The 12,897-nt window shown below is 63.7% G+C and carries 13 protein-coding genes; 10 read left to right on the top strand and 3 right to left on the bottom strand.

The genetic code is table 11. The features are described from left to right. The first annotated feature begins 64 nt into the window (after nt 1-64). From BGO16_RS09950 to BGO16_RS09910, 9 genes are all read left to right on the top strand, one after another. Nucleotides 65-1,945 (top strand): M3 family oligoendopeptidase, encoded by a 1,881-nt coding sequence (locus BGO16_RS09950; RefSeq protein WP_292618522.1) that lies wholly within the window; start codon nt 65-67, stop codon nt 1,943-1,945. Nucleotides 1,946-2,379: 434 nt separating this feature from the next. Continuing rightward, on the top strand, nt 2,380-2,532 hold the full coding sequence (locus BGO16_RS09945; protein WP_292618521.1) for an aa3-type cytochrome c oxidase subunit IV: 153 nt from the start codon (nt 2,380-2,382) through the stop codon (nt 2,530-2,532). Between the two features lie 95 nt (nt 2,533-2,627). Continuing rightward, nucleotides 2,628-3,758, top strand: a complete 1,131-nt coding sequence (locus BGO16_RS09940; RefSeq protein ID WP_292618520.1) for a Re/Si-specific NAD(P)(+) transhydrogenase subunit alpha — start codon at nt 2,628-2,630, stop codon at nt 3,756-3,758. A 176-nt stretch (nt 3,759-3,934) separates the two neighbouring features. Next, complete coding sequence (locus tag BGO16_RS09935) at nt 3,935-4,252, top strand: proton-translocating transhydrogenase family protein (protein ID WP_292618519.1); 318 nt, start codon at nt 3,935-3,937, stop codon at nt 4,250-4,252. Between the two features lie 157 nt (nt 4,253-4,409). Beyond that, nucleotides 4,410-5,807 carry an NAD(P)(+) transhydrogenase (Re/Si-specific) subunit beta gene (locus BGO16_RS09930; RefSeq protein WP_292618518.1) on the top strand — a complete coding sequence of 466 codons (1,398 nt, stop codon included), beginning with the start codon at nt 4,410-4,412 and terminating at the stop codon, nt 5,805-5,807. Between the two features lie 30 nt (nt 5,808-5,837). Continuing rightward, nucleotides 5,838-6,308, top strand: a complete 471-nt coding sequence (locus tag BGO16_RS09925) for a DUF3606 domain-containing protein (RefSeq protein ID WP_292618517.1) — start codon at nt 5,838-5,840, stop codon at nt 6,306-6,308. A gap of 11 nt (nt 6,309-6,319) precedes the next feature. Continuing rightward, nucleotides 6,320-7,414, top strand: a complete 1,095-nt coding sequence (locus BGO16_RS09920; RefSeq protein WP_292618516.1) for an ionic transporter y4hA — start codon at nt 6,320-6,322, stop codon at nt 7,412-7,414. A gap of 57 nt (nt 7,415-7,471) precedes the next feature. Further along, nucleotides 7,472-8,989 (top strand): hypothetical protein, encoded by a 1,518-nt coding sequence (locus BGO16_RS09915; RefSeq protein ID WP_292618515.1) that lies wholly within the window; start codon nt 7,472-7,474, stop codon nt 8,987-8,989. 124 nt (nt 8,990-9,113) lie between these two features. Next, nucleotides 9,114-9,944, top strand: a complete 831-nt coding sequence (locus BGO16_RS09910) for a hypothetical protein (RefSeq protein WP_292618514.1) — start codon at nt 9,114-9,116, stop codon at nt 9,942-9,944. 70 nt (nt 9,945-10,014) lie between these two features. On the opposite strand, the gene rpsU is transcribed toward BGO16_RS09910, so the two are convergent. Continuing rightward, nucleotides 10,015-10,302, bottom strand: a complete 288-nt coding sequence (gene rpsU / locus BGO16_RS09905; protein WP_292618513.1) for a 30S ribosomal protein S21 — start codon at nt 10,300-10,302, stop codon at nt 10,015-10,017. Nucleotides 10,303-10,586: 284 nt separating this feature from the next. On the opposite strand from rpsU, the gene aqpZ reads away from it, so the two are divergent. Beyond that, complete coding sequence (aqpZ, locus tag BGO16_RS09900) at nt 10,587-11,300, top strand: aquaporin Z (protein WP_292618512.1); 714 nt, start codon at nt 10,587-10,589, stop codon at nt 11,298-11,300. 5 nt (nt 11,301-11,305) lie between these two features. On the opposite strand, the gene BGO16_RS09895 is transcribed toward aqpZ, so the two are convergent. Then, on the bottom strand, nt 11,306-12,412 hold the full coding sequence (locus tag BGO16_RS09895; RefSeq protein ID WP_292618511.1) for a 5-(carboxyamino)imidazole ribonucleotide synthase: 1,107 nt from the start codon (nt 12,410-12,412) through the stop codon (nt 11,306-11,308). Then, the gene (gene purE / locus BGO16_RS09890; protein WP_292618510.1) at nt 12,409-12,897 is read right to left on the bottom strand and encodes a 5-(carboxyamino)imidazole ribonucleotide mutase; all 489 of its coding nucleotides are present in this window, start codon (nt 12,895-12,897) and stop codon (nt 12,409-12,411) included. The genes BGO16_RS09895 and purE overlap by 4 nt, the downstream gene beginning before the upstream one ends.

Below are 12,897 nucleotides of genomic sequence, written 5' to 3'. Positions count from 1 at the left end.
CCGCGCCGTCGTCGTGCAAGGGGTTCTTCCTGGTCGGAACCGAAAAGAAGGTCTGGAATCGATAATGGCTTCGCGTTCTTCCTCCGCTTCACGCAAATCCGCCGCCGCCCGCAAGCCCTCATCTCATCGCAAGCCTCCCGCGAAAAAAGCCGCTGCCGCGAAACCGGATGCGGGACGCCTGCCGGAATGGAATCTGGCGGATCTCTACGCCGGCATCGATGCGCCCGAGGTGACGCGCGATCTCGACAAGGTCGATGCGGACTGCAAGGCGTTCGAGGCCGCCTACAAGGGCAAGCTCGCGACGGAAACGGCGAAGTCCGACGGCGGCGTGTGGCTGGCCGAAGCCGTGCGGCGCTACGAGGCGATCGACGATCTTGCGGGCCGGCTGGGCTCGTATGCGGGACTGATCCATGCCGGCGACAGCGTCGATCCCGCGATCTCGAAATTCTACGGCGACGTCTCCGAGCGCCTGACGGCGGCCTCGGTGCATCTGCTGTTCTTCCCGCTCGAACTCAACCGCATCGACGACGACGTGATCGAGCGCGCCATGCAGGCGCCGGAGCTTGGGCATTATCGACCGTGGATCGAGGACAGCCGCAAGGACAAGCCGTACCAGCTTGAGGATCGCGTCGAGCAGCTTTTCCACGAAAAATCGCAGACCGGCTATTCCGCGTGGAACAGGCTGTTCGACCAGACAATCGCCGGCTTGCGCTTCAAGGTCGGGAGCAAGGAGCTTGCGATCGAACCGACGCTGAATTTGTTGCAGGACCGCTCGCCCGAAAAGCGCAAGGCGGCCGGTCAGGCGCTGGCGAAGACGTTCAAGGCCAACGAGCGAACTTTCGCGCTGATCACTAACACGCTCGCCAAGGACAAGGATATTTCGGACCGCTGGCGCGGCTTTCAGGACGTCGCGGATTCGCGTCATCTCAACAACCGCGTCGAGCGCGAGGTTGTCGATGCGCTGGTGGCGTCGGTGCGCGCGGCCTATCCGCGGCTATCGCATCGCTACTATGTGCTGAAGGCGCGCTGGTTCAAGAAGAAGAAGCTCGCGCACTGGGACCGCAATGCGCCGCTGCCGTTCGCCGCCACCGGCGTCATTCCGTGGAACGATGCGCGCAAGATGGTGCTGACGGCCTATGGCGATTTTTCGCCGCAAATGGCCGGCATCGCCGAGCGCTTCTTCACCGACCGCTGGATCGATGCGCCGGTGCGCCCCGGCAAGGCGCCCGGCGCGTTCTCGCATCCGACCACGCCGTCGGCGCACCCGTACGTTTTGATGAACTACCAGGGCAAGCCGCGCGACGTGATGACGCTTGCCCATGAACTCGGCCACGGCGTGCATCAGGTGCTGGCGGCGAAAAACGGCGCGCTGATGGCGCCGACGCCGCTGACGCTTGCGGAGACGGCGAGCGTGTTCGGCGAGATGCTGACCTTCAAGCGGCTGCTGGCGCAGACCAGGAGCGCAAAGCAGCGGCAGGCGCTGCTCGCCGGCAAGGTCGAGGATATGATCAACACCGTGGTGCGGCAGATCGCGTTCTATACCTTCGAGCGCGCTGTCCACACCGAGCGCAAGAATGGCGAGCTTACCGCCGAGCGCATCGGCCAGCTCTGGCTCAGCGTGCAGGGTGAGAGCCTCGGTCCCGCGATCGAGATCAAGCCGGGCTACGAGACGTTCTGGATGTACATTCCGCACTTCATCCATTCGCCGTTCTACGTCTACGCCTATGCGTTCGGGGATTGCCTCGTGAACTCGCTTTACGCGGTCTACGAGCACGCCGCGGACGGGTTCGCCGAGCGCTATCTGGCGATGCTCGCCGCCGGTGGGACGAGGCATTATTCCGAACTGCTGAAGCCGTTCGGGCTCGACGCCAGGGACCCCCGTTTCTGGGACGGCGGATTGTCGGTCATTGCCGGCATGATCGATGAACTGGAGTCGTTGGGGTAATCCGGGCGTTCGCCCAAATAGCTGGGGTCGCATCGCCTGGCGGCCGCCGGCGCATGTGGCAAAATGGCGCAGTGCGGAGGGGCCGTAAACCAAACGATCGGCTTTGCCGCCCTTTCCAAAAAGGCACGTATTTTCAACCGGTAGCTGTTTTTCTGCCGCGTCGGCCGGTCTGGAGCCGAATGGCCAATGCGGGTCAGACGCCGTTTCTGGTCCGGGTTGGCGCAAGCGGCGTCGGCCGTTCCGGCCAAACCGTTAGGCGAGGGGCAATTTTCAGCGCGAAACAGTGCGATTGCAGGCTCGTGCCGCTCGATTTGTGCATCTTGTACATATAAAAGAACGATGACTTTGCCGACGGGACCGCCACACCGTTGCTCTGTCTTCCCGATTGCGCTAATTCCTCGGGGGTAAGATCAACCCCAGGCTGGAGACGCGACGTGTCAGATCATAATGAAATTGTTTACTCGACGGCGGACGGAATGGACTATCCGGCGCATGAGGGAACCTATAAGGCCTTCATCAAGTTCGGAACGATCGGCACCGTGGCCGTGATCACCATCGTCTCGCTGATGGCGATTTTCCTCACCTGATTGTCAACTCATCGTTCCGGCCGTCTCGGATTTTCGTTCGCTAGCAATGTGGCTGGTGCTTTAGTCATGCGTGGCCGTCGGCTGCGGGAGGCATCATGAAGATTGCAATAGCGAAGGAAATCGATCCGTCGGAACCGCGGGTGGCCGCGTCTCCCGACACGGTGAAGAAGTTTAAGGCGCTCGGCGCGGATGTCGCCATCGAGCCGGGCGCCGGCATCAAGTCGGGAGTGCCGGATTCAGATTTTACGGCTGCGGGCGCCGCAGTCAGCGCCGATGCGGTCGCGGATGCCGATATCGTCATCAAAGTGAGGCGGCCCGAGGCATCCGAACTGGCGCGCTACAAGCGTGGCGCGTTGGTGATCGCGATCATGGATCCCTACGGCAACGAAGCGGCGCTCAAGACGATCGCGGACGCCGGCGTGTCGGCTTTCGCGATGGAACTGATGCCACGCATTACGCGCGCCCAGGTGATGGACGTGCTGTCGAGCCAGGCGAATCTCGCCGGCTACCGCGCCGTCATCGAGGCGGCCGAGGCGTTCGGCCGCGCATTTCCGATGATGATGACCGCCGCCGGCACCGTGCCGGCCGCGAAAGTGTTCGTCATGGGCGTCGGCGTTGCCGGCCTTCAGGCGATCGCCACCGCGCGCCGCCTCGGCGCCGTCGTCACCGCCACCGACGTCCGTCCCGCGACCAAGGAGCAGGTCGAAAGTCTCGGCGCCAAATTCCTCGCGGTCGAGGACGAAGAGTTCAAGAACGCGCAGACCGCCGGCGGCTACGCCAAGGAAATGTCGAAAGAGTATCAGGCCAAGCAGGCTGAACTGACCGCAGAACACATCAAGAAGCAGGACATCATCATCACGACCGCGCTGATTCCCGGGCGCCCGGCGCCGAGGCTCGTGACCGCCGAGATGGTGCGTTCCATGAAGCCGGGCTCCGTGCTGGTCGATCTCGCGGTCGAGCGCGGCGGCAACGTCGAGGGCGTCCAGGCCGGCAAGGTCGTCGATCTCAATGGCGTGAAGATCATCGGCTTCACCAACGTCGCGGGCCGCGTTGCCGCCTCGGCGTCGAGCCTTTATGCGCGCAACCTGTTTTCGTTCATCGAGACGCTGATCGACAAGACGACCAAGGCGCTCGCGGTGAACTGGGACGACGAACTGGTGAAGGCGACCGCATTGACCAGGAACGGCGCTGTCATTCATCCGAACTTCCAGCCGAAAAGCGCGTGAATGTTATTGTCCGTCAACGCGCGCCGCTTTCCCACCTCTCTCTGCCGCGGAGAGGTCGCGCCGCCTGGCGCGGGTGAGGGGCCGCGTCCATATCCGACATTTCTCCACTCCTCACCCGGCTCACTGCGTTCGCCGGCCTCTCCCCGGGGAGAGGTGAAAGAAGCAACGAGGTTCTGATGGAACATATCGTTGAGGCCGTTGATCCTTTCGTGTTCCGGCTGTCGATTTTCGTCCTGGCCGTGTTCGTCGGCTACTTCGTCGTGTGGTCGGTGACGCCGGCCCTGCATACGCCGCTGATGTCGGTCACCAACGCGATCTCCTCGGTGATCGTGGTCGGCGCGCTGCTCGCCGTCGGCGTCGGCATGATCTCGGCCGGCTCGGGCTGGGCGCGGGCCTTCGGTTTTGTCGCGCTGGTCTTCGCCTGCGTGAATATCTTCGGCGGCTTCCTCGTCACCCAGCGAATGCTGGCGATGTACAAGAAGAAGCAGAAGTAGATTTTTCGATGCTGGGTTACTTGCAGTGTCCCGGATGCGATACGGCGTGTGAGGCTGTATCGCCGGTCCGGGACCGCCACAATTTGGGACGGCCCCGGTTCTGCGTCGCATTGCGTTGTTCTGCGCCGCGTCCGGGACAAGACGTCGGGGCACCGCCATGAACGCCAATCTTTCCGCGCTGCTTTATCTCGTCGCAGGCGTCTTGTTCATCCTGTCGCTGCGTGGGCTGTCGAGTCCGGCGTCGAGCCGGAAAGGCAACTTCCTCGGCATGACCGGCATGGCGATCGCGGTCGCGACCACGCTCGCGGCGCATCCGCCCGCCGACGCCATGGCGTGGGTTCTGGTGATCCTCGGTGTTGCGATCGGCGGTGGCATCGGCGCGGTGATCGCGCGCCGAGTGCCGATGACCTCGATGCCCGAACTGGTGGCGGCGTTCCACTCTCTGGTCGGCATGGCGGCGGTGCTGGTGGCCGCGGGTGCGTTCTATGCGCCGGAGGCCTTCGGCATCGGCACGCCCGGCAACATCCATGCGCAGAGCCTGATCGAGATGTCGCTCGGCGTCGCCATCGGCGCGCTGACGTTCACGGGCTCGGTGATCGCGTTCCTGAAACTGTCGGGCCGCATGAGCGGCGCTCCCATCATCCTGCCGGTGCGCCACATCATCAACATCGTGCTCGCTCTCGCCCTGGTCTTCTTCATGTACGGCCTGGTGATGTCGGGCAGCGCGCTCGATTTCTGGCTGATCACGATTCTCGCGCTCGTGATCGGCGTTCTGCTGATCATTCCGATCGGCGGCGCCGACATGCCGGTCGTAATCTCGATGCTGAACTCGTATTCCGGCTGGGCGGCGGCCGGCATCGGATTCACGCTGGGCAATTCGGCGCTGATCATTACCGGCGCGCTGGTCGGCTCCTCCGGCGCGATCCTGTCCTACATCATGTGCCACGCGATGAATCGCTCGTTCATCTCGGTAATCCTGGGCGGCTTCGGCGGCGAGACCGGCGCGGTGGCTGCCGGCGGCGGCGAGCAGAAGCCCGCCAAGCTCGGCTCGGCCGAGGACGCGGCGTTCATCATGAAGAACGCGTCGAAGGTCATCATCGTACCGGGCTACGGCATGGCGGTGGCTCAGGCCCAGCATGCGCTGCGCGAGATGGCGGACGCGCTGAAGAAGGAGGGCGTCGAGGTCAAATACGCGATCCATCCGGTCGCGGGCCGGATGCCCGGACACATGAACGTGCTGCTGGCCGAGGCCAACGTGCCTTACGACGAGGTGTTCGAGCTTGAGGACATCAATTCGGAATTCGCCCAGGCCGACGTCGCCTTCGTGATCGGCGCCAACGACGTCACCAACCCGGCGGCGGAGGAAGACAAGTCCTCGCCGATCTACGGCATGCCGGTGTTGCAGGTCTGGAAGGCCGGCACCGTGATGTTCATCAAGCGCTCGCTCGCGTCGGGCTATGCCGGCATCGACAATCCACTGTTCTATCGCGACAACACCATGATGTTGCTTGGCGACGCCAAGAAGATGACGGAGAATATCGTCAAGGCGATGTGATACGGTGGAGTTCAACAGCGGGAGGCCGACATGGCGGACAACAAGGCGAAGCGCGGGGGTGGTGATCGCCGCCTGATTTCGTTGAGTGAGGCCTATGAGGTTCGCTACTGGGCCAAGAAGTTCAAAGTCACTCCGTTGAAACTGAAGGCCGCTGTCAAGGCGGCGGGCCGCTCGGCCAAAAAGGTCGAGGCCTACATCAAGCTGCAGACACACAAGGCCAGTGACCGGCGCCTGATTGCGCTGAGCCAGCCTTACGAAGTCAGCTACTGGTCGAAGAAGTTCAAGGTGACGCCCGCAAGGCTTCGCGCCGCTGTGAAGGCGGTTGGGCATTCCTCGAAGAAGGTCGGCCTTTACCTCTCTCCCGGAAAGGCCGCCAAAAAGAAAACCGCGGTCAAGAAGAGCGCGGCTGTTAAGAAGAAGGCCGTGAAGAAGAAGACAGCTCCCAAAAAGGCCGGGACGACCAGAAAGGCGAAAAAGGGCGTTCGCAAGCGCGCCGCATAGGCCCGCCACCTATGAGCGCGCATGGTTCGATGCCTCGCTCGGCGTGGGTTTTTCCGGCCCTGGCCGTGTTGTTTTACGGCGCAGTGACCGGTCTCGGCGTCACCTTCTTCCCCTCGGCGGGCGGCATCCTGTTCGCCCTCGTGCTGCTGGTGATCCTGTTCGGCACGGTTTTCGCGGCCGTGCACCACGCCGAGGTCATCGCGGAGCGGATCGGCGAGCCTTACGGAACGCTGCTGCTGACGCTCGCGGTCACGATCATCGAGGTTTCCCTGATCGCGACGATCATGCTGGGCGACAAGGCGGTGCCGGAACTGGCGCGTGATACCGTGTTCGCGGTGGTCATGATCGTCTGCAACGGTCTGGTCGGGACCTGCATTCTGGCCGGCGGGCTTCGTTACCGCGAGCAGGAATTCCGCCCTGCGGGCGTGAACATCTATCTCAGCGTGCTGATCGTGTTCGCGACGATCACGCTGGTGTTGCCGAACTATACCCTGACGACGCCCGGGCCGCTGTATTCGCAGCTCCAGCTCGGATTCGTCAGCGTTGCCACCATCATGCTCTACGCCGTCTTTCTGTATACGCAGACGGTCCTGCATCACGACTATTTCATTGTCGGGCACGGCGCCGATAGTGGGGAGGGGCTGACCTCGAAGCGGCTGCTGGCGCTGAGCGTCGCCCTGCTGCTGATCTCGCTGCTCGCCGTCGTGCTGCTGGCGAAGAAGTTCTCGCTGGTGATCGACGCGGGCATCGCGGTGGTCGGCGCGCCGGAAGCCCTTGCCGGCGTATTGCTGGCGCTGCTGGTGCTTTTGCCGGAAAGCGTCGCGGCGCTCGCGGCCGCGCGGCAGAACGATTTGCAGAAGAGCATCAATCTCGCGCTCGGCTCCTCGCTGGCCACAATAGGCCTGACGATTCCGGCCGTCGCGGTGGCCGCCTATGTCATGGACAAGCCGCTCGAACTCGGTCTCAGTAGCCAGAAGATGATCCTGTTGGGCCTGACGTTCCTTTTAAGCATGCTCACGTTCGGAACCGGCCGGACCAACATCCTGTTCGGAATGATCCACATCGTCGTGTTCGCGGTCTACATCTTCATGGTGTTCGTGCCATAGTCGGACAGGAATGGAATCGCCGTCGCCTTCGCCTTGAGGCGAGGTTTTGAGGATCTGATGTCTCGACGTTCTCTGCGCCGCAGCGTCCGCTGCTATCTCGTATTCGCGCTGGGGACCATGGCATCCGCTGCCGCGGGCCAGGAGAGGCCGCCGGAGCACGGCCACACGGGTCGCGACCACACGGGTCGCGAGCACATGGTTCGCGAGCATGGGGATCACGAACATATGGGGCATGCCGCCTCGGGCGGACTATCCCATCAATCTCATCTGGGGCATCCCGCGCAGCGGAAACACGCGGTGGCGAAACGAAAGCCACCGGCGCCGGCCGTCGCGCACATGGATACCGCGCACATGGATCATGAGGCGATGAGTCCCGCCCATACGGGGCACGGAACGGACGGCCACGGCTCAATGCCCGGCTTTCTCGGACCCTACATGATGTCGCGCGAGGCGTCGGGAACGAGCTGGCAGCCGGACACCTCGCCGCACGAAGGGCTGCATCAGCAGTTCGAGGCCTGGAGCGTGATGACCCACGGCTTCATCAACCTGAATTACGACCGGCAGCCTGGCCCGCGCGGCGCCGACAAGACATTCGTTAGCGGTATGCTCATGACCATGGCGCAGCGGCCGCTCGGAGACGGCACCTTCGGCATGCGCGCCATGCTGTCTCCGGAGCCGCTGATGGGCGCGTCCGGCTATCCGCTGCTGCTGGCAAGTGGCGAGACCGCCGACGGCGTGTCGCATCTTGTCGATCGCCAGCATCCGCATGATCTGTTCATGGAACTGGCGGCGACGTACAGCCATAACATCACCGCGAATTCGAGCGTCTTCGTCTATGGCGGCCTGCCGGGTGAACCCGCGCTCGGGCCGCCGGCCTTCATGCATCGCCTCAGCGGCATGGACAATCCGGAGGCGCCGATCAGCCACCATTGGCTCGATTCGACGCACATCACGTTCGGCGTGGTGACGGCCGGTCTTGTTCTCGACAACTGGAAGTTCGAGGCGTCCACCTTCCGCGGGCGGGAGCCCGACCAGTACCGCTACGACATCGAACGGCCCGCGCTCGACAGCTTTGCCGGCCGGGTGAGCTGGAATCCGGTGCGCGAACTGTCGGTGCAGGTCTCCTACGGGCATCTGAATTCGCCGGAGCAGCTTGAGCCGGAGGTCAACGAAAACCGCCTGACGGCTTCGGCGATCTACACCACGCCGTTCGGCGACGGGCATCTGTGGAGCGCGACGGCGGCTTGGGGTCGCAAGATGCTGAACCCCGGCGAAACGCTGGACGCCTATCTGTTTGAGAGTTCGGTCATTCTGAAAAACAACTGGACGCTGTTCATGCGCGCGGAACAGGTCGCTGAAAACGAACTGACCCACCATATTCCCGGTTTCGAAGAGAGAATTTTCAGCGTGGGCAAAGTCTCGGCCGGCGGGGTCTACGATTTCATTCGCACCGATCATGCCAAGTTCGGCATTGGCGGGCTGGTCAGCCGCTACCTGCTGCCTGACGACCTGAAACCGGTCTATGGGCGTGACCTGACAGGGTTCATGGTGTTCGGCCGGATCAAGCTGCTCTGACAACGGAAGCCTTCCGGCAGATACGAAACGTGAGGGGGACCGCAGCCTTGCCTTCGATCCGTCGCGATTGATCCCTCAATCGGCCCAAAAGTTTCCGCATCAGACAGCGCGGGAGAGGCCGGTCATGCTGAAATGCGCTTCGAAATTCTTTGTCGAGAAGGTATTGCCGTCCGTGCTTGCGACGGTGACGGCAGCCTATATCGTGAACCATTACATAGCCAGGCCCGCCGATGCTCCGCCAACGGCGTCCGCCGCGATTCCCGATAGAGCCGGCCACAACGATTCCGAGGCGGGGGCGAAGGGCATTTCCGAAAACGCGATCGCGAAGGTAACGGCGGAGAAAGTCCGGCCCGAGACGGCTGCTGGAAGACCGGACGAGAAGCGGGCGGAAACCGCGGGGTCGCCGGCTGACGTCAAAAAACATCGAACGGCGCGGCGCGAGAAAGCTACCAGGGTAGCGTCCGTGCCGTCTGCTCCGGCACAGACGGCGTCGGCGCCGGACGATCATCGCGACGCCAACGATCTGGCGCGGGCCGCGATCGATCGCTTGCGCGGCGCGCACGATGCGACTCCGCGGGTCGAGGGGGTGCGCCCTCAACCGGAGGTCGCGCGAGTGCAGCGGAACTCCGACCGCCAAACGGCTGAATCCACCTCAACGCGGGTGCTAGAGGTCGCGCGCACCGCACCTCAGCCGGCGATGCAGCCGCTTCCGCCCCCGATCCAGGTGTCTGTGCCTGCTGTCGAAGCCTCGACGACGGGGAACGGGGAGGGATTATCTTCCGGCCGCGCCGACGACCAGGCGCGGCTGCCGGTTCCACCTGCGGATATTCCACAAGCCTCGAGGCCGCTCGACCTTGAGGCCAATGCGGCCGCGCAGACGGGCGCCCGTGCCACGGTCGCCGATGACATGCTCTCGGCCGCGAAGTCGGTCGTCGAGGCCGTGCTGCCGCAATAGCGCCGCCATCAAAAACAAAACGCGGGGCCGATACCCCGCGTTTCATTCAAGCTCGGTCGAAAGCAGTCGCTCAGCGCGGTCCGCGCGGACCGGCACCCGGGCCGCCACGGCCCGCTCCAGGTCCGGCGCCAAAAACCGGCTTCGGCTTCATCGGTAGCAGACCTTCGCGCTGCAGCTTCTTGCGCGCCAGTTTGCGGGCGCGGCGGACGGCTTCGGCCTTTTCGCGTGCCTTCTTTTCGGAGGGCTTCTCGTAATGGCCGCGGAGCTTCATCTCGCGGAAAATCCCCTCGCGCTGCATTTTCTTCTTCAGCGCCTTGAGGGCTTGATCGACATTGTTATCGCGAACGAGAACCTGCACGCGGCATCCTCTTTCAATTGCACGAAGTGAGATTTGGTCAGAAGCAGGAGGGCCGACAAAGGCCACGCCCTCAGCATCAAGGGCGCGGATGTAACAGATCAAAACGGGAATGTCCACCGCCGGACGCTGATTTGGTTCGCGGAACACGCCGAAATTTCAGGTGGAATTCCCCAAAAGTGACAACAATTGCGGCTCAGAAGCGCTTCACAACGCGGTTTTGATGGTCCTTGATCCCGAGCGATTGGTTCTTGCGATTTGGTTTTTGCAATAATGGGAGACGCGCCATGGATTTCAGAAAATATGCGGCCGAATTGATCGGCACGTTCTGGTTGACCTTTATGGGCTGCGGAAGCGCGGTCATCGCCGCGGCCTTCCCGCAGGTCGGCATCGGGCTGCTGGGCGTCGCCTTCACTTTCGGCCTCAGCGTCGTCACCATGGCCTATGCGATCGGGCATGTTTCAGGCTGCCACTTGAATCCGGCCGTGACTGTGGGGCTGACCGCGGGCGGGCGGTTTCCGGCCGGGCAGGTGCTGCCCTACATCATCGCGCAGGTGATCGGCGCGATCGCCGCCGCCGCACTGCTTTATGTGATCGCCAGCGGGGCTCCGGGTTTCGATGTCGCCAAGGGATTCGCATCCAACGGCTTCGGCGAGCATTCGCCCGGTCACTACAGTCTCATGGCCGGCTTCATCACCGAGGTGACGATGACGGCCATGTTCCTGTTCGTCATCATGGGATCGACCCATGGCAAGGCTCCAGCCGGTTTCGCGCCGCTGGCGATCGGGCTCGCGCTGGTGATGATCCACCTGGTCAGCATTCCCGTTACCAACACCTCGGTGAACCCCGCGCGCAGCACCGGCCCCGCGCTGTTCGTCGGCGGCTGGGCGCTGGAGCAGCTCTGGCTGTTCTGGGTGGCGCCGCTGATCGGTGGCGTCATCGGCGGCGTTGTCTATCGCGGGTTAAGCGGCGAACCGGAAGGTGTTGTGGCGGGAAAATAGGCGGCTCACGTTTTGACGTCGCCATTCTTGACCTCGGTGACGTGGCCCATCTTGCGGCCGGGGCGCGGTGCGCCCTTGCCGTAGATGTGCACCGCGGCGCCGGGCGCGGCAAGCCATCGGCCGTAGTCGAGGATGTCGTCGCCGATCAGGTTTGTCATCACGACGCTGCCGTGCCCGACCGGCTTGCCAAGCGGCCAGCCGGCGATCGCGCGAATGTGCTGTTCGAATTGCGAGACAGAAGCGCCATCTAGCGTCCAGTGCCCGGAGTTGTGGACTCGCGGCGCGATTTCGTTGACGAGCAGCGCCGGACCGCCCGGACCCGGCACCACGAACATCTCGACGGCCAGCACGCCGACATAATCGAGCGCATCCGCGATCTGTTTCGCGATGTCGCGCGCCTGTACGGCGAGCGTATCGGAAATCGCGGCCGGCACGCGCGAATATTTCAGGATGTGGTCGCGATGCTCGTTTTCGGTCACGTCGAAGCATTCGACGCAGCCATCGGCGCCGCGTGCCGCGATCACGGAAATCTCGCGCTCGAAAGGTACGAAGGCTTCCAGGATTGCGGATCTGGTACCGAGGTCGTCCCACGCCTGACCGGGATCGTCGCCGTCGCGAATGATGGCCTGGCCCTTGCCGTCATAGCCGAAGCGGCGAGTCTTGATCAGCGCCGGCAGTCCGATGGCTTCGATCGCGTCGCATAACGCCTGCGGCGATGTGACGTCGGCATAGGCCGCGGTGCGGATATTCAGTCCGGAGATGAAATTCTTCTCCAGCAGTCGATCCTGAACCGTCTCCAGAATGTGATAATCGGGCAGCACCGGCCGACGCGCGGCCAGCACCATCGCGGTCGCGGCCGGGATATTCTCGAACTCGTAGGTGACGACGTCGACGTCGGCTGCGAACAGTTCCAGCGCCTCGACGTCGGCGTACTCGGCACAGATGGCGTTTTGCACGACGTCGAACGCCGGCGAGTCCGGATCCGGCGAGAACACCTGGCACTTGAGGCCGAGACGCGCCGCAGCCAGCGCCAGCATCCGGCCGAGCTGCCCGCCGCCGAGAATGCCGATGGTATCGCCCGGCTTGAGCGTCACCTGCCGAGAAGCGTTCACGCCGATTCCTCCGGGCGCTCGCCGACCGCATCGGTCTGCTGCTTGCGCCATGCGGCGAGGCGTCCGGCCAGCGCCGGGTCGCCGAGCGCGAGCACGCTCGCCGCCAGCAGCGCCGCATTGATGGCGCCGGCCTTGCCGATCGCAAGCGTACCCACCGGAATTCCCGCCGGCATCTGCACGATCGAATACAGCGAGTCGACCCCCGCCAGCGTTTTGGATTCGACGGGCACGCCGAGCACGGGCAGTTCAGTCAGCGACGCCGTCATGCCGGGCAGGTGGGCGGCGCCGCCTGCGCCGGCGATGATGACCTTGAACCCCTCGGCCTTCGCGCCCCTGGCGAATGCGTATAGTCGTTCTGGCGTCCGGTGTGCGGACACGATTCGCGTCTCGCTCGCGACGCCGAGCGCAGCCAGCGTGTCCGCAGCGTGACGCATGGTTTCCCAGTCCGACTGGCTTCCCATGATAATGGCGACGGCGGCGGTCAT

The organism is Nitrobacter sp. 62-23 (assembly GCF_001897285.1).
Taxonomy (GTDB): Bacteria; Pseudomonadota; Alphaproteobacteria; order Rhizobiales; family Xanthobacteraceae; genus Nitrobacter.
The sequence above is the reverse complement of the archived record's forward strand: the minus strand, read 5'-3'. Positions and strand labels throughout refer to the sequence as shown.

Coding starts and splice junctions, on each gene's coding strand:
- BGO16_RS09925 (WP_292618517.1), top strand. CDS start 5,838: ATGGCGGACAACAAGGCGAAGCGCGGGGGTGGTGATCGCCGCCTGATT.
- aqpZ (WP_292618512.1), top strand. CDS start 10,587: ATGGATTTCAGAAAATATGCGGCCGAATTGATCGGCACGTTCTGGTTG.
- purE (WP_292618510.1), bottom strand. CDS start 12,897: ATGACCGCCGCCGTCGCCATTATCATGGGAAGCCAGTCGGACTGGGAA.
- BGO16_RS09950 (WP_292618522.1), top strand. CDS start 65: ATGGCTTCGCGTTCTTCCTCCGCTTCACGCAAATCCGCCGCCGCCCGC.
- BGO16_RS09920 (WP_292618516.1), top strand. CDS start 6,320: ATGAGCGCGCATGGTTCGATGCCTCGCTCGGCGTGGGTTTTTCCGGCC.
- BGO16_RS09940 (WP_292618520.1), top strand. CDS start 2,628: ATGAAGATTGCAATAGCGAAGGAAATCGATCCGTCGGAACCGCGGGTG.
- BGO16_RS09915 (WP_292618515.1), top strand. CDS start 7,472: ATGTCTCGACGTTCTCTGCGCCGCAGCGTCCGCTGCTATCTCGTATTC.
- BGO16_RS09910 (WP_292618514.1), top strand. CDS start 9,114: ATGCTGAAATGCGCTTCGAAATTCTTTGTCGAGAAGGTATTGCCGTCC.
- BGO16_RS09935 (WP_292618519.1), top strand. CDS start 3,935: ATGGAACATATCGTTGAGGCCGTTGATCCTTTCGTGTTCCGGCTGTCG.
- BGO16_RS09930 (WP_292618518.1), top strand. CDS start 4,410: ATGAACGCCAATCTTTCCGCGCTGCTTTATCTCGTCGCAGGCGTCTTG.